Below are 18,825 nucleotides of genomic sequence, written 5' to 3'. Positions count from 1 at the left end.
GTTGATTAAAGTGCAGACCTGGTATCGAGCATCGCCTTCTTAACTGACTGATAGTTTTCAGTATTGAAATGGAGGGTGTGACCTCCATCAAGCTCTACGGTCGCAGGACCGCTGGTGATAGCGTCGGCGAAAAAACGTTTACCGTTTGGAGTCTCGGGAGAAATGATTAAGGCACCACTCACGCAGGCCTGAACGAATTTAACGTTGGTGCCGTTTACCTTGTAAGGACCTACAGAGGAAAGTGCGCTACTTGTTTCTCCACATGGCTCTCTGACATCAAACAGGTTTACGACGATCGCATCTCCATTGAGCGTTGCAAGCGCAATTACCTTTTTGTCCTCCGCTGGAGCGAGCGTGTAGGCTTTTGGATTGAATTGTTTCCACTCAGTGGCTTGAGCGGAAAGAGATAGCGCAGATACAAGTGCAACGGCGAAAAACTTACGCATTAAAAACTCCATTCTTGAAAGCAGTGTGGGGTCCATCGCTGTCCGAAGCGCTGGATCAGCCAAGGCTGCTGGCAATATAATATTACACTCGGATAGCTGAGTTTTGGTTATGGAAAATGTTTTGCAAATTGCTGTTGACAGGACCGGGGTCGATATATAGATTTCAGCTACTTTGCGGTTTTTCCGCGAGCAAAGCCCAACCCTGAGTTGGGCTTTTTGCTTTCTACAGTTCACAGAGCCTCGGCATTTGCCGGGGCTTTTTCGTTTTCGGCTCCACCACACCCATTGCTCCGAGCTGGGAGTGCTGCTGGAGCCGGATCTATTTGCGCTCCCCGAAAGGGAGGAATCGAGATGCCGAACATGCCTGAGAAGGATCCTGGTCTGTGGGCCGCTGCGCTTGCCTGGTTGGTGATGCGCCAGCCGCAACTCTTCGCTGCTGGCTTATCCGTCGGTATCGCTGTTTTGCGAGTGATGTACGGCGGCGGTACACGTCGCCAAATGTACCTTGAGGGTGCGCTTTGCGGCTTGGTCACACTCTCGCTGGTGCCATTGCTTGAATGGATGGGGCTGCCGCAAAGCATGGCAACCTTTGTCGGTGGAGCAGTTGGTTTCCTTGGCGTAGAGAAGGTTCGCGGGTACTACGAACGGGCAGCGGCTCGAAAAGTAGAAGGCTGATTTGAGGTGAGGCATGGTAAAGATCGATGCCAAAACCAATGTAGAAGAGCTTTCCAAGGCTCTGCGCACCGTTGGTAGCAAGCAGCTCCCATTTGCTTTCGCCCTGATGGCTACACGGTTAGCGATGCTGGTTAAGCAGGGTGAGCTCTCAGTGTTGAGGGCTCGCCTCGATAGGCCAACCGCAACAACGATGAATAGCCTTTATGTGAAGGCCGCCAAGAAGGGTAACCCTGAGGCGCGCACCTTCTTCAAGGACGCATGGACCTCGGGCGTACCAGCGGACACCTACCTGCAACAGGCAGTGAAGGGTGGTCGTCGGCCGCACAAGCGTTTCGAGAAAGCGCTGATCGGCAAAGGCATCATGAAGCCAGGTCAGTACGCAATCCCAGCAGCATCAGCACTCAATCAATTCGGCAACGTACCGCGAGGCACGATCATGAAGATCCTGTCGGGCCTGGGTGCGGCCGAGACAGTCAGTGGTGTGCAGGCCAACGCCACGGGCAGCAAGCGCAGTAAGCGCAAAGGCAATGCACAGAAGTACTTCGCGGGTGATGTCGATGGCACCCAAGGTATCTGGGAGAGGAAGAAGACTGCGTTCGGTGATGCCGTTCGACCTGTCTTCATCTTCAGTGAAAGCGAGCCTGGGTATCGAGTGATCGTTCCGTTCTACAAGATCGCAGACAACATCGTGAAGGCGAACAGAGCGCGTGAGTTCGCCAGCGCGATGGACCAGGCACTGTCGACAGCTCGAGGCTGACGGGCAGGGCAGGGGGTACCCCCCCCTTTGGGTCCTTCCCGGGCCCCCGACCCCTTGCGGGTAATTCGGGCCCCGCCCTCGGACTACTTACGAACTTTTTTCAGGAGAGCCGGTTCCGGTTCCGGTTTGGTGATCTATGGCAACTCAAGTCGAAGTCGCAAAGCACCTCGATTTGACTGATCGCCAAGTACGAAATCTGCTTACAGATGGTGTGCTGCCTGGCTCAAAGGGGCGCGGCGGCTTCGATGTTGAGTCCTGTCGGATGGCCTACATTCGATATTTGCGGGGCCTTGGAAACTCTCAGGTGAAACCGGAAACGGGTGGCGAGTTTGACGGGCCTGAAGGTCTCGACCCATACGCGGAGCACAAGCTCATCGCCGAGAGGCTACGCCTGACTTCGGCCCAAGCTGAAGGCCAGGAGCTGAAGAACGAAGTCGCTCACCGCAAGCTGGTCCCGGTCGAGTTTCTCACCTTCGCATTCGGCAAGTTCATACCTGCAGCAGCATCCATATTCGACACGCTGGTCATGACGCTCAGGCGTCGGCATCCCGACCTGACGCCGGGGCAGCTTGATTCGATCAATAGAGAGATCACGAAGGCGCGGAACCTGATCGCGCAATCCTCCGACAGGTTGCCAGAGTGGCATGACGAGTTTATCGATAGCACAGATTGACGCGTGTCGTAGCGCCATGTCGGCCGGTCTGCAGGGGCTTGCCAGAAAACCACCGCAAACGCCGGTCGAGTGGGCGGATGATAATTTTTACCTCTCCAGTGAATCCTCCTATCAGGAAGGTCGCTGGGAAACGCTGCCGTTTCAGGTGGCAATGCTCAACGCCATGGGCAATGACGAGATCCGCACGGTCAATGTGCTGAAGTCTGCTCGGGTGGGATACTCGAAACTGCTGATCGCTGTCGCCGGCTACATGGTCGAACACAAGCGCCGCAACATTCTGTTCCTGGTGCCAAACGACACCAGCTCAGATCGATTCATGAAGACTCAGATCGAGACGATGATTCGGGACGTGCCGGCTGTTCGCGACTTGGCACCCTGGTATGGGATCAAAAATCACCGCGATAGTACGCTCGATGCCAAGCGATTCAGTCACGGCAAGCAGCTTTTCTGTCGGGGCGGGAATGCCGCGACCAACTATCGCGAGCTATCTGTCGACACCGTCATTTATGACGAGCTTGCGGCATTCGATCATGACATCGAGAAGGAAGGCTCGCCGACCTTTCTGGGTGACAAGCGGGTTGAAGGCTCAAGCTTTCCCAAATGCATCAGGGGGAGTACCCCGAAGATCAGGGGCCCGGTTGATGAGGGTGGCTGCCAGATCGAGGCGGCCGCAGACGAATCGCCGCACCTGTTCCGGCTTCATGTTCCATGCCCGCACTGTGGTTCAGAGCAGAGCCTGAAGTGGGGCGGCAAAGATTGCGGTTTCGGAATCAAGTGGGATCCGGGCAAGCCATTAGGGGCGTGGTACCAATGCGAAACAAACGCCTGCGTCATTCAGCAGTTCGAGATGCAAGACCAACAGGGCAATGGCCGTTGGGTTTGTGAGCGCACAAATATCTGGACCCGTGATGGTCTCGATTTTTTCGATTCTGATGATCAAGCCATTCCAACACCCGAGTCGGTTTCGTTCCACATCTGGACGGCATACAGCCCGTTCACTACGTGGGGCCGCATAGCCACCGAGTTTCTGCTGGCGAAAGGGGCGAGCAACACGCTCAAGACTTTCACCAACACGACGCTGGGCGAGACATGGGAAGAGGATCAAGGCGAGAAGGTCGAGTGGGAAATGTTGTTCGGCCGTCGCGAGACATGGACGGGTATTCCTGCTCGAGCCGTCGCATTGATGGGTGGCATCGATACTCAGGGCGACAGATACGAAGGGCGAGTCTGGGCGTTTGGTGCGGGCGAAGAATGCTGGCTGATTCATCGCTTCATTCTCCCAGGCAACCCTGCGAGCGACGAACTGAAGCGGCAGGTAGGTCTTGAGCTGCATCGCCAGTTCGTTCGTTCCGATGGTCAGATCATGAAGGTTGAGCGTTGGTGCTGGGACTCTGGTGGTCACTACACCGACGAGGTCTATGAGCAGAGTCGCAAGCATGGCGTGCACTGGGTGATCCCGATTAAAGGGGCCAGCGTGTACGGCAAACCGATCGCAAACATGCCTCGCTCACGCAACAAAATCAAAAAGGTCTACCTCACCGAGGTCGGTACCGACAACGCCAAAGAGCTGATCTATTCCCGGCTGAAACTGCAGGTTGATACCTCTCGCTCTCAGTCTGGGGATCCTCAGCCTGGCGTCATTCACCTTCCGGCGAATGACGAACTGTGCGACGAAGCGGAGCTGAAGCAGCTCACCGCAGAAACCAAGATCCTGAAAATTGTCGGCGGGCGCCGTGTTCCTCGCTGGGATGCAGCGAAGCGTCGTAACGAGGCGCTTGATTGCTTCGTGTACGCGCTTGCCGCTCTGCGGATCAGCCAGCAACGCTTCAGTTTGAACCTTGACCTGCTCGAGATCGCACAGGGTGGTGGGCAACCTGAAGAAGATGATCGGCCACGCAAGAAATCAACCTTCTGGTAGCGAGACTTATGGCTTTCACAATCGAGCAGTACCAGGCCTTGCAGGCGGCCATCGCCGAAGGCGCGCTGTCCGTCCGCTATGCCGATAAAAGCGTCGCCTACCGGTCACTCGACGAGATGATCCGGATTCTGAAACTGATGGCCGGTGAGCTCGGGCTCAACGCAAACAACGACGGCGGTCGCCGCTACACATCATTCTCGAAAGGACATTACCCATGAGCATGCTCGACAGCCTGTTCCCTGGGTACGCCGCCAAGCGATCAGATGCACGCCTTAAAAAGCTTCGCAATGAAATGACCATGGACGTGATCAAGCGCCGCTTCGAGGGCGCGGCGGGCGGCCGGCGCAATGACGGGTGGCGTACCAGCGGCACTGATGCCAACGCCGAGAATGCGCCAGCGTTGGCCAAGCTTCGTAATCGCGCGAGGGATCAGCGCCGGAACAACCCTTTTGCCGAACGCGCCATAACCGGCATCGCAGACAACGTGGTCGGCGCGGGGATCGTGCCACTGCCCCTGGCCAAGCGCGATCGAGATGGCGTGAAGTTGATGGACCTTTGGCAGGCGTGGGCAGAGACAACCGACTGCGACGCTGATGGTCTGGAGAATTTCTACGGCCTCCAGCACATGATCATGGAGGCAGTCGCCGAAAGTGGTGAGTGCCTGATTCGCCGCCGGCGCCGGTTCAGTTCCGACGGACTGCCTGTCCCAGTCCAGCTTCAGGTAATCGAGGCCGATTTTCTCGACGAGTCAAAGTCAGTCATCGTTGGGCTCAACCGAATTATTCAAGGGATCGAATTCGACGCCCTTGGCAAGCGGGTCGCCTATTGGTTGTTTGATGAACACCCAGGGGCAAACGCTGCATGGGGTTCGCTCCAATCTCGCCGCGTTCCTGCTGAAGACGTAATCCATGTGTTCTTCCGGAAGAGGCCGGGGCAGGCCCGAGGCTACACCTGGCTGGCACCGGTTATTCAGCGGATGCGCAACTTCGACGAAATGGAAGATGCGGTGATGGAGCAGGCAAAGATAGCCGCCTGCTTCGCTGGGTTCATAACCAAGGATCCAGACAACAGCCCAACGGGTACCACGAAACGCCCGCCGCTGATTGACCGCATGGAACCTGGAATGCTCCAGGAACTGTCGATGGGGGAGGAGGTAAGTTTCGGTACCCCGCCAACATTCAACGGCTACGCGCCGTATTCGTTGCAGGCGCTTCACGCAATTGCTGTGGGTCTTGGCGTCCCTTATGAGCTTCTCACGGGCGACCTCAAGGGTGTCAACTTTTCCAGCGGTCGCATGGGCTGGCTCAATTTTGCCCGCCGCGTCGATGTGTGGCAGTGGCGAATGCTGATCCCCCAGCTTTGTGATCAGGTTTGGCGCTGGTTTATGGAGGCGCAGGTCCTGCTGCCAGGCGGGGTGATGGACGACGTCAAGGCCTACTGGGTGCCGCCACGGCGAGACATGGTTGATCCCAAATCAGAAACGGAAAACGTCATCACCCGCGTGCGCAACGGCCTGACCACTTGGCCCGATGCTTTGCGCGAGCTTGGGATCACAGACCCAAAGCGGCATGCCGAGCAGATCAAAAAAGCCAACGAAATGATCGACAAGTACGGCCTGGTCCTAGATTGCGACCCGCGTCGCGTCGCGGCCGCCGGATCACCAAGTCAGCCGCCAATCACCGAAGAGAAAACAGACGATGCCAACTCCGAACCAGGTGATGACACGCAAGACACATGAGACGCCGGCGTTCAGTCTGCGCGCTGCCGTGAGGCCTGGCTCAGTCGACATCGATGCCCGAACCGTTGAGCTGACATGGACTACCGGCGCCAAAGGCCGGCGCTGGTCTTGGGACATTGGCAGCTACATGGAAGAGCTTGATGTCAGCGACGGCGCTGTGCGCCTCGACCGGCTCAACAACGGCGCGCCGCTGCTCGATACGCACAACCAGTACCAGCTGAGTGCCGTACTGGCTGTGGTTGAGCGGGCTTGGCTTGAGGGTGGCGAAGGCCACGCTCTGGTCAGGTTCAGCAAGCGTGACGATGCAGATGTGGTTTTCAAGGATGTTGTAGACGGCATCCTTCGGAACATCAGCGTCGGCTACGCCGTGCACCGTTACGAGGTTGTCGATGAGGAAGACGACAAGCTCCCCACTTACCGCGCCGTCGACTGGGAGCCATTGGAGCTCTCTCTCGTTCCGATCGGCTTCGACGATGGCGCGAAGGTGCGCAGCGCCAAAACCCCGGCCGATTACGAAGGCCAGCGATTCAACACCATTTTTGAAGTTCGGTCGGCGGTTGCGCCGATCGTAGAACCGGCCGCCGTGCCTACTATCCAAGAGGAAGATGCAATGACCGAAGAAGAGAAGCGCGCGGCCGAGGAAACACTTCGCCGGGAAGCGGCTGAAGGCGAACGCCTGCGCAGCCTCACCATCCGCACCATGGCGCGTAAGGTGAAACTCAATGATGAGGTCTTCATCGAAGACTTGATCGCGCGCGGCGTCCCTGTGTCGGAAGCAAGCGCCGCCCTGATCGACAAACTTGCTGAGCAGCAAGAGAGCACGCAGCCGAACACCCGCAACAGCCAGCAAACTGTTGTGACTGGCGGACAAGATCTGACCGTTCTGACGGCTAAACGCGAAGCCATGCAGAATGCTTTGCTGCACCGCTGCGATCCGAAGATAAAACTCGAAGACGCTGGCCGCGAGTTCCGCGGAATGCGCTTGGTGGACATGGCTCGCGAGTTCGTCGAGATGTCCGGTGGCAATGTGCGCGGCATGACTCCGCAGGAGCTGGCTCGCGCAGCCTTGGGCTGCGACCGTCAAGCAGTTCGTGCTGCGGGTATGCACTCTACCAGTGATTTCCCGCTGCTGTTGGGTGGCACCGTCAATCGAACCTTGCGTGATGCGTACACCACTGCCCCGCAAACTTGGCGCCCGCTTGGTCGTCAAACCACGGTTCCTGACTTCCGCGCAGTGACCCGTGCAGCGCTCGGTGATATCTCCGCCTTGGATCAAGTCAAGGAGCACGGCGAATATAAGTACCGCACGCTGGCCGAGGATGGATCTCCAATCAAGGTAGCCAAATACGGCAACATCATCGCAATCACTTGGGAAACCATTGTGAATGACGATCTCGGGGCTTTGACGCGCATTCCTGCTGCGTTCGGCGTCGCGGCGGCGTCGACCGAATCGAACGTGGTTTGGGCTCTGTTGCTCGGCAACCCAAACTATATCGACGGCAACCCGATCTTCGATGCCTCTCACGGTAACGTTGCAGGTAGCGGTGGAGCCATCAACACCACCACGCTGGCCGCCGCTCGTTCTGCCATGCGCAAGCAGAAAACCAAAGCCGGCGAGTTCCTGAACCTGTCGCCGGAGTATCTCGTTGTCGGCCCTGATAAAGAGCTCGAAGCCTTTCAGTTCACCAGTTCCAACTACGTGCCGGCGAAGAACGCAGACATCAATGACGTTCGCAACGCTTCGCTGACCGTAATCGTCGATGCTCGCATCACCGGTAACCAGTGGTTCCTGTACGCCGCTCCGGGTGCGGTCGACACCTTTGAATACGCCTACCTCGAAGGTGAGCAGGGTGTATTCACTGAAACCCGCGAAGGCTTCGAAGTCGACGGCATGGAGATCAAGGCGCGCCTCGTGTTCGGTGCTGGCTGGATCGACTACCGCGGCGCGTACAAAAACCCAGGCGCGTAACTCTCCATTTCAACCTGAACCCCAAAGGGCGCCAAGTGGCGCCCTTTTTGTCTTTCCAGTTTCAGTCTCTGAAGGGGACCTTGCATGAAGACCTTTATCCAGTCCGGCGACTGCATCACCGTCATCGCCCCGGCGGGCGGTACCCTCTCGGGCGAGCTCTACAAAGTCGGCGCGTTCATTGGCGTTGCGGCCACCACTGAAGTAGCAGGCGCATCGGTAGTGCTGAAGCTCTGCGGTGTGTTCGGCCTGACCAAAATCAGTGCGCAGGCCTGGGCCCAGGGCGACCTGATCTACATGAACACCACCAGCCGGGCGCTCACCAACGTTTCTGCAACCGGCCTGGTGCTGGTGGGCGCGGCAACCGAGATCGCGGCCAACCCGAGCGCGACCGGCGCCTGCCGTCTCAACGGCGTTTCTGCCCCGGCGCCCGTGTAATGGGCTGGGCCTCCATGGCCCAGCGCATGCTCGGCGTTTCGATTCGAACCTTCAGCGAGCCAACGGCGGCCCTTGATCCATTGGGGGCCGTGTACTGGCTGACCGATGGAATCGAGCCCGGCGTGCCGCTGGCCCAAGCCGTGTTTGATACCGCTCACGTCACCGTTGATCCGGAGACGGGCGCGCCGGTATCGACCAATAGCCCGATTCTTGGCGTTCGCCTTATTGATCTGCCCAACAACCCAACAAACCGTGACCGAGTTCGGGCGCGCGGTGTGTTGTACATGATCAACGAGCCTCAGTTCGATGGTGTGGCTGGCGTAACGATTACCCTCCGGAAGGTTTGAAAATGGCTCACCCAAGAGAACTGATCCGCAAGCAGGCCGTTGCGGTCTTGATGGGGGCCACCAATGCCGGCGCAAGCGTCTATGCCAGCCGCGTGGCGCCGCTCATTTCCAACGGATGGCAGAGCGAACTCCCCGCGATCATCGTTTACACCATGGACGACTCCGGCGAGATTTTTAACCAGGCGCCGCGGGAATACCGGCGCCGGGTGGAATTGGTGGTGGAGATCCACGCCGAAGGTAACGAGGCGCTGGACGACACGCTGGACACGTTGGCCCGGCAAGTCGAAAGGCTGCTGCTCATGGACGACACGCTCGGCGATACGGCGAACGACCTGCAATACGTGCGATCTCGCATGGTGCTTCTCGATCAGTCAGAACATTTGACCGGCGCCTGTCGCCTCATCTTCGAGGCCGAGTACTTCGATCGTCACCCCGACGATCTCTTCAACGAAAGCCTGCCAGATATGAAGTCGATCAAAACCGAGTTCAGCCTTGGCAATGCCCAACCCAATCCGGCGGATCGTGCCAAAACGATCATAGAGGACCTGAACCCATGACCACCCGAGTGCTGGTTAAACCCGTCGAGGGGCGCCTGGTGCGGATCCCTGGCAGCTATGAGGCATTGCCGGAAGAAGGCAAGACGCTGGAAAAGAACAGTTACTGGATCCGCAAGGAAGCGTCCGGTGACGTGGTTTTTGAAACTGAACAGCCTGAAGCCCAGGCCTCAACCGTGAAAGGTGAAAAACAATGAGTCTCGGATTCGACACCATCCCTGGGCCTGGATCGCTGCGTAAGCCGGGCGTTGTCAGCGAGATCGACAACAGCAAGGCCGTACGCGGTCCGCAGTCTGTCACCTACCGCCGTCTGTTGATCGGCCAAAAGTTGACTGCCGGGCTCGCAGCGGCCAATACCCTGATCCGTGTGACCAGCCCTGCGCAAGCGGATACCCAGTTCGGCGCCGGCTCCATGCTCGCCGGTATGGTGCGTGCCGCCATGGCAATCGACACCTACACCGAACTGCTGGTGATGCCGCTGATCGACAATGCCGCCGGCGTTGCCGCGACGGGCACCGTGGTCTTCACCGGCCCGGCTACCGCGTCCGGCACTATCGAACTGATGATTGCGGGGCGCCGCGTTTCGGTTGGTGTTGTCAGCGGTGACGCAGCGACAGCCATTGCCACTGCGGCTGCCGCCGCAATCAATGCTGCAGCCGATATGCCAGTCACTGCCGCCGCAGCCACCGCCACTGTGACACTGACCAGTCGCCACAAAGGCGAGGCGGGCAACAGTCTTGATGCGCGGGTGAACTATTACGCGGGTCAGGCTTTGCCTGCTGGTGTCGGTGCCACCGTCACCGCATTCACGAACGGTTCCGGCAACCCTTCGCTGGACACCGCGCTGGCCGCCCTCGGTGATGAGTGGTTGCATACCTGGGCGGTTCCTTACACCGACGCCGCCAGTCTGGCCAGCATCAAAACCGAACTGAACAGTCGCTTCGCTTGGAATCGTGAGATCGAGGCGCACGCCTTTGCGGCCGCGCGCGGTACCCAGGGTTCGCTCGGCACCATCGGCGACAGTCACAACAGCCAGCACCTCACCATCATCATGGCCAACGATGAGCCGATGCCGGCTTATGAGAAGGCTGCTGAAACGATGGCGATTGCGGCGTATTACGCGGCCATCGATCCGGCCCGGCCGATTCAGAACCTGGCTTACGCATGGTGCTTGCCGCCTGCTGCCGCTGATCGACTCACCAACGAAGAGCGCAACCTGCTGCTGTTCGATGGCATCGCCACCAGCAAGGTTTCCACCGACGGCACCATGCTCGTCGAGCGCCTGATCACCACTTACAAAACCAACGCCGCCGGCGCGTCCGACATCAGTTACCTAGACAGTGAAACCATGTTCACTCTGATGTTCATCCGCCATGACTGGCGCGACTACGTCCTGCGAAAGTACCCGCGCCACAAGCTGGCAAACAACGGTACTCGCTACGGTATTGGCCAAGCCGTCGTCACGCCGAACGTGATGAAGGCTGAGGCCATCGCCAAGTTCCGTGAGTGGGAGGACATCGGGCTCGTCGAGAACATCGACGACTTCAAGGCCAACCTCATCTCTGAGCGCAACGTCAGTGACCCGAATCGTCTCGACATGCTTTTGCCGCCGGACCTGGTCAACCAACTGCGGATCGTCGCCAACAAGATTCAATTCCGCCTGTAAGGCGGCCTCCGGGAGAAACATCACATGGCTGGCAAAAACCGCATTGGCGGCATCATCAGTTTGAAGATCGACGGCGATATGTATTTCGCCAAGGGTGACTTCACCTACAACCTCGGCTTGCCGAAAAAAGAGGGCGTTGTCGGTTCCGACGGCGTCCACGGCTATAAGGAGGTTCCGCAGATCCCGTTCATCGAGGGCGAGGTTACTGATCGCCAAGAGATGAGTCTTGAGGCGCTGGTGGGTATCAGCGAATCCACGATCACTCTCGAGTTGGCCAACGGCAAAGTAATCGTCTTGCGTGAAGCCTGGTACGCCAGTGAAGGCACGGGCAACACCGGCGAGGGTAACGTGGGCGCGCGTTTTGAAGGTAAGTCGGCCGAGGAGGTCAAGTAATGGCGAAGGAAAAAAAGATCGTGCTGATCGAACCGGTCGAGTTCGGCAGCGAAACGATCACTGAGGTTACCGTGACTCGCAAGCTGAAGTACCTGCGGGGTTACTCGCTGCGGGTCACGTCGGACGGCAAGGGCAACGGTGCTCTCGATCTCGATTTCTCCACCCTTATTGACCTCGGCTCCAAGATGGTTGGGCGAGCACCGGCTTTCGTCGATGAGATGGGTGAGGACGATCAGGGTGTAATCATTCAGGAAGCGCGCGATTTTTTGCTGAAGCACCTGGGGGGTGGCAGTCCGGCGTGACTGCTGTCGTCAAGGTAATGGGCGTGCAGCCCTCTGAGGTCATGGAAATGGACTTCGACGAGTTGAACTGGTGGCTTGAGCGGGCAGAGGAGTGGACGGGGTGGCAGACAAAGGCTACGGACTAAACGTAATCATCAAGGCCGTTGACCAGCTGACCGGTCCTTTGCGCGGAATCATGGGCAAAGTCCAGGCAGCCAGTGCCGGCGTCAGTAAGGCGCTCGATCGCGCCGGCCTGCCAGTTTTCACTAACAGCCTGAAGAATGTCGGCCATGCTGTTGGTGGCGTCGGCAGCGCGGTAGGCGAGAGCTCATCAAAGCTATTGGGGCTCGGCGCGACGCTGGGCATCACTGGCGCGGCGCTTGGTGTTTTCATCAATGGATACGCCGACGCAACGGGCGCCATTGGTGACACCGCTGAGCGCACTGGTGCTAGCCGTGAGCGCTTGCAGCAGCTGGGATTCGCCGCAAAGCTCACGGGCTCGTCAGCCGAGACAATGGCCGGCGCGCTTATGAAAATGAATCTCGCGGTAGGCAACGCTACAAAGGGCTCGAAAGAGTTCAAGGATATGTTCGCGGGCCTTGGTATTAATCTCAAGAACACGGACGGCTCTTTAAAAAATACCGACGAGCAGTTCAACATGTTCGTTGATCGAATCTCGAAAATTAAGGATCCGGCGCTTCAAGCGCAAGCTGCCGTGAAAATCTTCGGCAAGAGCGCGACTGAGCTTCTGCCGCTGATCCGAGGTGGTAGTGCTGGGTTGGGGGAGATGACAGCAGAGGCCGCTCGGCTTGGTATTGTTCTGAGCGACGACGCAGTTCGCCAAGGAGAGGAATTTGGCGACGTAATCGACACGCTGAAATTCGCACTGCAGGGCGCCGGTAACGTCATCGGTACCGCGCTTGTCCCAGAACTGAGCAAAATGGGTAAATGGCTGACGGATACGATCGTCAAGTATCGCCCTCAGATCGAAGCATTCGCCACCAGCTTTGCCAAGAATTTGCCGGGTAACATCCAGAAAATCACCGGCTTCCTTGGTGATCTGTACGACGGTATTCAGCCGGTCATCAGCGCGATTGGATGGCTGTCAGACACCTTCGGCGGGGCCAATGTCGTGTTCGCTGCCTTGGGTGCGTACATCGGTGGTGGGCTCATCGTCAGCATTTTCAATCTCGCGCTGGCGTTCAAGGGGCTGGGCGTAGCGATCCTTACCACGCCGGTTGGCTGGTTTCTAGCGGCTATCGCGGCGGTGGGTGCTGCTGCTTACATCATCTACAAGAACTGGGATCAGATCGTGGCCTTCTTTGAAGAGAAGTGGGCTGGCGTGAAAGCCGCATTCAGCGACGGGATCATCAACGGCATCTGGAAGCTGTGGAAAGAATATAACCCCGTTACGTTGATGACCGAGGCGTTCATGGGGCTGGTCCAGTACCTGACTGGCTGGGACTTAGGGGCGATCCTCGGGGCGAAGGTCAAGGACGCAATCAGCGCAATGAAAAGCGCCATTCCTGACTGGGCGGCGAAAATGCTCGGGATCGAAGTTTCGGGCGATATTGCAGCGGGCGATGGCTCTGGCTCAGGTCAGTCAGCGGCACAAACGCAGGCACCTGAGTCCGGGGCTGCTGCTCCTGGAGCTGAAAAGGATCTGGCCGATATCGGTCGGCGCGCAGCTCAGGTCGGCAATACTACGGCCAAGATCACCCAAGCATCTCAGGATCCAGCTGAAGTACGCGTGAAGGTGGACTTTACGAACATGCCAAGAGGTGTTCAGGTAAAAACCGAGGGTAGTCAAGGCGCGCAGTTTGATACGAACCTTGGCTACTCCATGGCTTCACCTGGCTGACCTACTTTTTCATTGCGTCAATGAAAGAGGTGGCGCTGGCGCTGGCCTTGGCTGCTTCGGCGGCCTTTGCTTTCAGCTCCACAACCTGGCTGTTCACCTCGGCTAAATCCATTGGGCTGAGCTGCGTAAGTGACCGATGGATGCTGAAAGTGGCGGGCACACCCTCCTTGAAATAGGCCCGTGAGTTCCCGGTGCCACTTTTCAGCCATCCGTCAGCAACAAGCGCGTTTTCTAGCAACTCACGCTCAGTAATGTGGAAGTCCAGCCGAATGGATTTATACGACAACTTGTCCGGCGCCACGTCAGAAACTTTGGGGCCGCTGGAGACGTTATTGCTTGTCGAGAAATTGTCTTTGCCATCGATAAATACTGAAGCTGTGCTGGCCTTTGCGCCATAGATCACAGTCGGCTTTGTCCTCTTGCATTCGTAATAGCTGTATTTGTCGACGCAGTCTGTGAATCCCAGTTCTTTGCCTGTTGTAGGCGTGCCGGGTACTGACAGACCAGCTACCTGAACGGTTTGTAAGCGATCGGCTGCGTGAGTACTGCCCACCAACACCGATAGAAATACAGCTCCGATTATTTTCACTTCGCAATTCCTTTTAAAACCATGAGTGCGCCCAATCATAAATTGCTATTCGCGGTTTGTGTTGGGGCCTGCCAACCACTTTTACCGCACCCGGCCATTTGCTGGGTCTTTGTGCTGGAGCGAGGACATGACCTGGCGAGACAACTACCGCCCCGCGAGTTTTCGCGGCGTGGCATTTTACGTGGAGTCAGCCGACAGTACCCATGGTCGCCGCCAAGCAGTGCACGAGCACGCGCAAAGGGATGTTCCTTATACCGAGGATCTCGGCCGAAAGGCTCGTGAATTTTCTGTATCCGGGTATCTGATCGGCGCTGAATACCAGACCCAGCGGGACGAACTGATCAAGGCTTGCGAAACCGCAGGCCCTGGCGTTCTGGTTCATCCGTATCGCGGCGAGATGACGGTCACCTGTCGAGGGCTTGGCGTAAGCGAGAGCTCCAACGAAGGCGGCATGTGCCTGGTTAAACTGACCTTCCTGGAGTCAGGCGAGGCCTCTTACCCTTCGGCAAAGGTCGACACCGTCAATGCGATCGACGCGAAGGCAAACACGGTCACCGCCGCTGCTGAACAAAGCTTTGTTTCGGACTTCCTTACAAATGGTTTTCCGGCTCACGTCGCGGACTCGGCTGCAACTGGCCTTGCTGATCTGGGCGAGTTTATGGCGGCTCCCGGAAAGACTTTCGGCGGCGACCTTCAGGCCGCTTCTGATTTCTATATGCAAGCCCAAGGGTTGGCATCTGATGCGTTCAGCTTGGTGCAGCAGCCTTTGAATATGGTGAACCGGATTACGAGTTTAATCGGTTCGGTCCGGTCGGCCTTTGGTAGCAACGCATTCAGTATGCTGACCAGTCTTTTTGATCGATCGACCGGCAGTTATTCGGGCAGCACGGCGACGCCGAGTCGTCAGCAGCAGGCTACGAACTACACGGCCATGAATTCCTTGGTGCGCCAGGTCGCTGTAGCCGAGGCTGCCAAAGCCGCGGTTGTCACGCAGACCGCGACGGTTACACCGAGTGGCGTGACTCAAGTATCTGTCAGCCCTGTCGTGTACGACAGCTACCAAGCGGCGATCAAAGTCCGCGAGGACCTGGTTGGCCGCATCGACACCGAAGCAGAGACAACTCCAAACGACGAGGTTTACGTTGCGCTCTCGGATTTGCGCACCAGCGTAGTTCAGGCTGTTCCAAATCCAGAGCAAGACCTTGCTCGCATTGTTCAGTACGTACCTCGGGAAACATTGCCGTCTCTGTTGGTGGCTTACCAGATTTATGGCGATGCCGGCCGGGCCGACGAAATCGCCGCCCGAAACAATCCGCCTCACCCTGGCTTCCTGATGGGTGGTAACCAGCTCGAGGTTCTTGCAGATGGATGACCTCGAACTGCTGGTCAATGGTATGAACTACTCCGGCTGGACGTCACTCGGCGTGACCCGGGCAATTGACGCGGCGACCACTGCTTTCACTGCCACGCTCACCGAAAGATGGGAGGGGAGTGAGAGTTCCGCCGCCCAATTGGAGCCGTGGCCGATCATCCCTGGTGACAAGTGCGAGGTTCGGCTGGCCAGCTTCCGAATGGTGGTTGGCTACGTCGACATCTTCAAACCCTCGTACGGCTCCAATGACCACACCATCAATATCCAAGGCCGGGACAAAGTCGCCGACCTCGTCGATTGCAGCGCCGTGCACGCCCCGGACGAGTGGAAAAACATCGATTTGCTCAGGTTCGCGCAGATTCTCGCAGCGCCATTCGACGTGAAGGTGATTGCCGATATTGATGTGGGCGAGCCGTTTCCAGTCTGCAAGCTGCAACAGGGAGAGACAGCATTCAAAGCTATCGAGCGATACGCCCGCCAGCGCAAAGCGTTGTTGATGCCGGACGGCGCCGGCGGTTTGTTGATCACCCGCGCAGGTGTACGTCGCGCATCCGCTTCGCTGGTCCAGGGTGAAAACATCCTGAGCGCGAGCGGAACGATCGATCACAGCCAGCGCTTCAGCAGCTACCTGGTGAAAGGTCAGTCCAGTTACAGCCCCGACAGCACCGGGGAGACCGAGGCGCATATCGAGGGCGCGGTCACCGACAGTGGCATCAAGCGATATCGGCCGATGTTGCTGGTCGCCGAGACGGGGGGAACATCATCGAGCCTCAAGGATCGCGCCACCTGGGAAGCGAACAGCCGGATCGGCAAGGGAGCCGCCGCGAGTGTTTCTGTGCAGGGCTGGCGCCAGAGCCCAGACGGCCCGCTTTGGGAACCTGGGTTGTTGGTCTATGTGCGGTCGTCCTGGCTTCGTATGGATGGCTGGATGCTCATCCGTCAGGTGACCTACGAGCGAGGCGAGGGTGGTACCACTGCGAAGCTCGAAATCGTCAGCCCGCAGGCATTCGATCCTGAGCCACCAGATGGTAAGCAATCCAAAAAAAGTAAGAAGGGCTCGCGAAACATTTGGCGTGAGGCAATCCCGGAAGAGGATCGAAATAAATGAGTGACGCTCTCCGAGAATTAGGTAGCCGGGTAAGGATGATGTTCGGTCGCGGCGTATTGCGCAGCGTTACCGACACCGGCCCTCGGCAACAGGTGCAGGTCGAACTGCTCAAGGACGAGCTACGCGACGGCTTGGAGCACATGCAGAACTACGGCTTCACCAGCCACCCAACCGGCGGCGACTGCGCCGTCGCATTTAATGGCGGAAACCGTGAGCAGGGCATTGTTCTTGTGATCGATGATCGCCGGTACCGGATTCCGCTGGAGGCCGGCGAAGTCGCGATTTATGACGACCTGGGCAACAAGATCGAGCTGCTGCGCGAGATGGTGAAAGTCACAGCGGTTCAGCACGCCGAAGTGCTGGCGCCGACGATCAAGCTGATCGGCGACCTTGAACTGGTCGGAAACATGAAAATCCTGGGGAACTTCGATTCCACGGGGATGATCACGAACAACGGCAAGCGCGTCGACAGCACCCATACACATGCCAGCGGTGGCGCAGGAGTACCTAACTGATGGCCGATGCCGCGATGGTAATGACCGAAAACGGCGGGGAGTTGGTTTTGTCCGGCTTCGATCTGGCTCGCGACGACGGCCTCGAAACCGCCGTGATCATTAGCCTTTTCACCGATCGTCGCGCCAGTCCTGAACAGATCCCGGTCGAGCTTCCGCAAGACGATCTGCGGGGCTACTGGGGCGATATCAGCAACGCTTCACCGTCTGATCAGACCGGTTCGCTGCTCTGGCTTCTGGCCCGTGAAAAGCAACTGCCTCAAGTCTTGAGCCGTGCCCAGCAGTATTGCCGCGAAGCGCTGGCCTGGATGATTGAAGACTTGGTCGCGACTCGCGTCGATGTCACCGCCGAGTTTATAGCCCAAGGCTGGATGCTGATCCTCGTCGATATTTACAAGCCAACCGGCTCGCCGGTTCGTTATCGATTCAACTACGAATGGGCGGCTCAAGCCGCGAAGAGGTCTGCCTGATGCCATTTGCAAGACCCACATTAACCGAGCTGATCAACCGAGTAATCACGGACATCAGCAGCCGGGTGACGGGTGTCGACAGCGCGGTGCTGCGCCGATCTCTGCTTGGGGTTGTTGGCCAGTCTGAGGCTGGTGCCGTCCACCTGCTGTACGGCTACCTCGACTGGATAGCCAAGCAAACGATCATCGACACTTCCACGGGCGAATATCTGCGGCGCTGGGCTGCGATCTGGAAAGTCATCCCGAAGACGGCCGGCTTTGCTGGTGGTCAGGTGGCTTTCCCGGGCGCAGCTACTTCGACCGTTCTCGCCGGCACGATTGTGCAGCGACAGGACAGAGTGCAGTACAAGGCGCTCGCGGATTCGACATTCAGCGGTGGCTCGCTGAGCTTTCCGGTCTTGGCGCTGGAGGCTGGCGAGCAGGGCAATTTCGGCACAGGCCTGCCCATCTTCTTGCTGTCACCAGTCGAAGGCGTTCAATCGACAGGGGTGACCACCACCAAGCTTGAGGGTGGTGTCGACGTTGAGTCGGACGAAAGACTGCTGGCCCGCTTGCTGGCGCGGATTCAACAGCCCCCACACGGCGGGGCGAAGTCCGACTACGAACAGTGGGCGCTGGAAGTGGCGGGTGTAACTCGAGTTTGGGTTTACCCGCAGCAGATGGGCGTCGGCACCGTGACGGTGATGTTCGTCTGCGACGAGGATGAGGACATCATCCCATCGCCAGCAAAGGTCGCCGAGGTGCAGGCATACATCAATGAGCGCGCGCCAGTAACAGCAGAGGTCTTCGTTGTGGCGCCTATACCCGACCCGCTGAACATGAACATCAAGCTTCAGCCGAACACCACTGCTGTTCAGAACGCAGTCCGTGCTGAGGTTGGTGACCTCATCGATCGTGACTCTGAGCCAGGCGGTGTGATTCTGGTCAGCCGCCTGCACGAAGCCGTGTCACTGGCTGCGGGCGAGGATAACAACCGGATCGACGCGCCCACCGCGGACGTTACGCACGCTGCTGGGCACATGGCTGTTCCCGGAACGTTCACCTTTTCTGCCCTGTAGGAG

Annotated in this window: 22 protein-coding genes; 20 read left to right on the top strand and 2 right to left on the bottom strand. The window is 58.1% G+C overall.

What is annotated here, in order from left to right:
* Nucleotides 1–5: 5 nt before the first annotated feature.
* On the bottom strand, nucleotides 6–446 hold the full coding sequence (locus tag ACA066_RS18685; protein WP_497696125.1) for a hypothetical protein: 441 nt from the start codon (nucleotides 444–446) through the stop codon (nucleotides 6–8).
* 351 nt (nucleotides 447–797) lie between these two features.
* Between ACA066_RS18685 and ACA066_RS18680 the strand changes: the two genes are divergently transcribed.
* The 15 genes from ACA066_RS18680 to ACA066_RS18610 all read left to right on the top strand — a co-directional run bounded on the left by ACA066_RS18680 (nucleotide 798) and on the right by ACA066_RS18610 (nucleotide 13,713).
* A complete protein-coding gene (locus ACA066_RS18680; protein ID WP_497696124.1) occupies nucleotides 798–1,121 on the top strand; it encodes a phage holin, lambda family in 324 nt (107 codons plus the stop codon).
* A gap of 13 nt (nucleotides 1,122–1,134) precedes the next feature.
* The gene (locus ACA066_RS18675) at nucleotides 1,135–1,878 is read left to right on the top strand and encodes a hypothetical protein (RefSeq protein WP_497696123.1); all 744 of its coding nucleotides are present in this window, start codon (nucleotides 1,135–1,137) and stop codon (nucleotides 1,876–1,878) included.
* Nucleotides 1,879–2,014: 136 nt separating this feature from the next.
* Nucleotides 2,015–2,551 carry a terminase small subunit gene (locus ACA066_RS18670; protein ID WP_497696122.1) on the top strand — a complete coding sequence of 179 codons (537 nt, stop codon included), beginning with the start codon at nucleotides 2,015–2,017 and terminating at the stop codon, nucleotides 2,549–2,551.
* Between the two features lie 16 nt (nucleotides 2,552–2,567).
* Nucleotides 2,568–4,469: a phage terminase large subunit family protein gene (locus tag ACA066_RS18665; RefSeq protein WP_497696121.1), complete on the top strand. Its 1,902-nt coding sequence runs from the start codon at nucleotides 2,568–2,570 to the stop codon at nucleotides 4,467–4,469.
* Between the two features lie 8 nt (nucleotides 4,470–4,477).
* The gene (locus ACA066_RS18660) at nucleotides 4,478–4,687 is read left to right on the top strand and encodes a phage head-tail joining protein (protein WP_497696120.1); all 210 of its coding nucleotides are present in this window, start codon (nucleotides 4,478–4,480) and stop codon (nucleotides 4,685–4,687) included.
* On the top strand, nucleotides 4,684–6,207 hold the full coding sequence (locus ACA066_RS18655) for a phage portal protein (protein ID WP_497696119.1): 1,524 nt from the start codon (nucleotides 4,684–4,686) through the stop codon (nucleotides 6,205–6,207). Before ACA066_RS18660 ends, ACA066_RS18655 begins: the two co-directional genes overlap by 4 nt.
* Nucleotides 6,167–8,176 carry a prohead protease/major capsid protein fusion protein gene (locus ACA066_RS18650; RefSeq protein WP_497696118.1) on the top strand — a complete coding sequence of 670 codons (2,010 nt, stop codon included), beginning with the start codon at nucleotides 6,167–6,169 and terminating at the stop codon, nucleotides 8,174–8,176. The genes ACA066_RS18655 and ACA066_RS18650 overlap by 41 nt, the downstream gene beginning before the upstream one ends.
* A gap of 84 nt (nucleotides 8,177–8,260) precedes the next feature.
* Nucleotides 8,261–8,611, top strand: a complete 351-nt coding sequence (locus ACA066_RS18645; protein WP_497696117.1) for a DUF2190 family protein — start codon at nucleotides 8,261–8,263, stop codon at nucleotides 8,609–8,611.
* Nucleotides 8,612–8,625: 14 nt separating this feature from the next.
* Nucleotides 8,626–8,958, top strand: coding sequence for a head-tail joining protein (locus tag ACA066_RS18640; protein ID WP_497696116.1), 333 nt, complete (start codon nucleotides 8,626–8,628; stop codon nucleotides 8,956–8,958).
* 2 nt (nucleotides 8,959–8,960) lie between these two features.
* Nucleotides 8,961–9,515 carry a hypothetical protein gene (locus ACA066_RS18635; protein ID WP_497696115.1) on the top strand — a complete coding sequence of 185 codons (555 nt, stop codon included), beginning with the start codon at nucleotides 8,961–8,963 and terminating at the stop codon, nucleotides 9,513–9,515.
* Entirely contained in the window at nucleotides 9,512–9,709 is a 198-nt protein-coding gene (locus ACA066_RS18630) for a DUF2635 domain-containing protein (protein ID WP_497696114.1), read from the top strand. Before ACA066_RS18635 ends, ACA066_RS18630 begins: the two co-directional genes overlap by 4 nt.
* On the top strand, nucleotides 9,706–11,178 hold the full coding sequence (locus ACA066_RS18625) for a phage tail sheath subtilisin-like domain-containing protein (protein ID WP_497696113.1): 1,473 nt from the start codon (nucleotides 9,706–9,708) through the stop codon (nucleotides 11,176–11,178). The genes ACA066_RS18630 and ACA066_RS18625 overlap by 4 nt, the downstream gene beginning before the upstream one ends.
* A gap of 24 nt (nucleotides 11,179–11,202) precedes the next feature.
* Entirely contained in the window at nucleotides 11,203–11,571 is a 369-nt protein-coding gene (locus ACA066_RS18620) for a phage tail tube protein (RefSeq protein ID WP_497696112.1), read from the top strand.
* Nucleotides 11,571–11,873, top strand: coding sequence for a phage tail assembly protein (locus tag ACA066_RS18615; RefSeq protein WP_497696111.1), 303 nt, complete (start codon nucleotides 11,571–11,573; stop codon nucleotides 11,871–11,873). The genes ACA066_RS18620 and ACA066_RS18615 overlap by 1 nt, the downstream gene beginning before the upstream one ends.
* A gap of 100 nt (nucleotides 11,874–11,973) precedes the next feature.
* On the top strand, nucleotides 11,974–13,713 hold the full coding sequence (locus ACA066_RS18610; RefSeq protein ID WP_497696110.1) for a phage tail tape measure protein: 1,740 nt from the start codon (nucleotides 11,974–11,976) through the stop codon (nucleotides 13,711–13,713).
* Nucleotide 13,714: 1 nt separating this feature from the next.
* Here the strand turns inward: ACA066_RS18610 and ACA066_RS18605 are convergent, their stop codons facing one another.
* Nucleotides 13,715–14,302 carry a hypothetical protein gene (locus tag ACA066_RS18605; protein WP_497696109.1) on the bottom strand — a complete coding sequence of 196 codons (588 nt, stop codon included), beginning with the start codon at nucleotides 14,300–14,302 and terminating at the stop codon, nucleotides 13,715–13,717.
* A gap of 127 nt (nucleotides 14,303–14,429) precedes the next feature.
* On the opposite strand from ACA066_RS18605, the gene ACA066_RS18600 reads away from it, so the two are divergent.
* From ACA066_RS18600 to ACA066_RS18580, 5 genes are read left to right on the top strand one after another with little or no spacing between them, the layout of a single operon-like run.
* Entirely contained in the window at nucleotides 14,430–15,674 is a 1,245-nt protein-coding gene (locus ACA066_RS18600; protein ID WP_497696108.1) for a DNA circularization protein, read from the top strand.
* Entirely contained in the window at nucleotides 15,667–16,782 is a 1,116-nt protein-coding gene (locus tag ACA066_RS18595; protein WP_497696107.1) for a phage baseplate assembly protein, read from the top strand. The genes ACA066_RS18600 and ACA066_RS18595 overlap by 8 nt, the downstream gene beginning before the upstream one ends.
* Complete coding sequence (locus ACA066_RS18590; RefSeq protein WP_497696106.1) at nucleotides 16,779–17,297, top strand: phage baseplate assembly protein V; 519 nt, start codon at nucleotides 16,779–16,781, stop codon at nucleotides 17,295–17,297. The genes ACA066_RS18595 and ACA066_RS18590 overlap by 4 nt, the downstream gene beginning before the upstream one ends.
* Nucleotides 17,297–17,764 carry a phage GP46 family protein gene (locus ACA066_RS18585; protein ID WP_497696105.1) on the top strand — a complete coding sequence of 156 codons (468 nt, stop codon included), beginning with the start codon at nucleotides 17,297–17,299 and terminating at the stop codon, nucleotides 17,762–17,764. The genes ACA066_RS18590 and ACA066_RS18585 overlap by 1 nt, the downstream gene beginning before the upstream one ends.
* A complete protein-coding gene (locus ACA066_RS18580) occupies nucleotides 17,764–18,822 on the top strand; it encodes a baseplate J/gp47 family protein (protein WP_497696104.1) in 1,059 nt (352 codons plus the stop codon). The genes ACA066_RS18585 and ACA066_RS18580 overlap by 1 nt, the downstream gene beginning before the upstream one ends.
* Nucleotides 18,823–18,825 lie beyond the last annotated feature (3 nt).

It is taken from the genome of Pseudomonas sp. LBUM1651 (assembly GCF_059716135.1).
The sequence above is the reverse complement of the archived record's forward strand: the minus strand, read 5'-3'. Positions and strand labels throughout refer to the sequence as shown.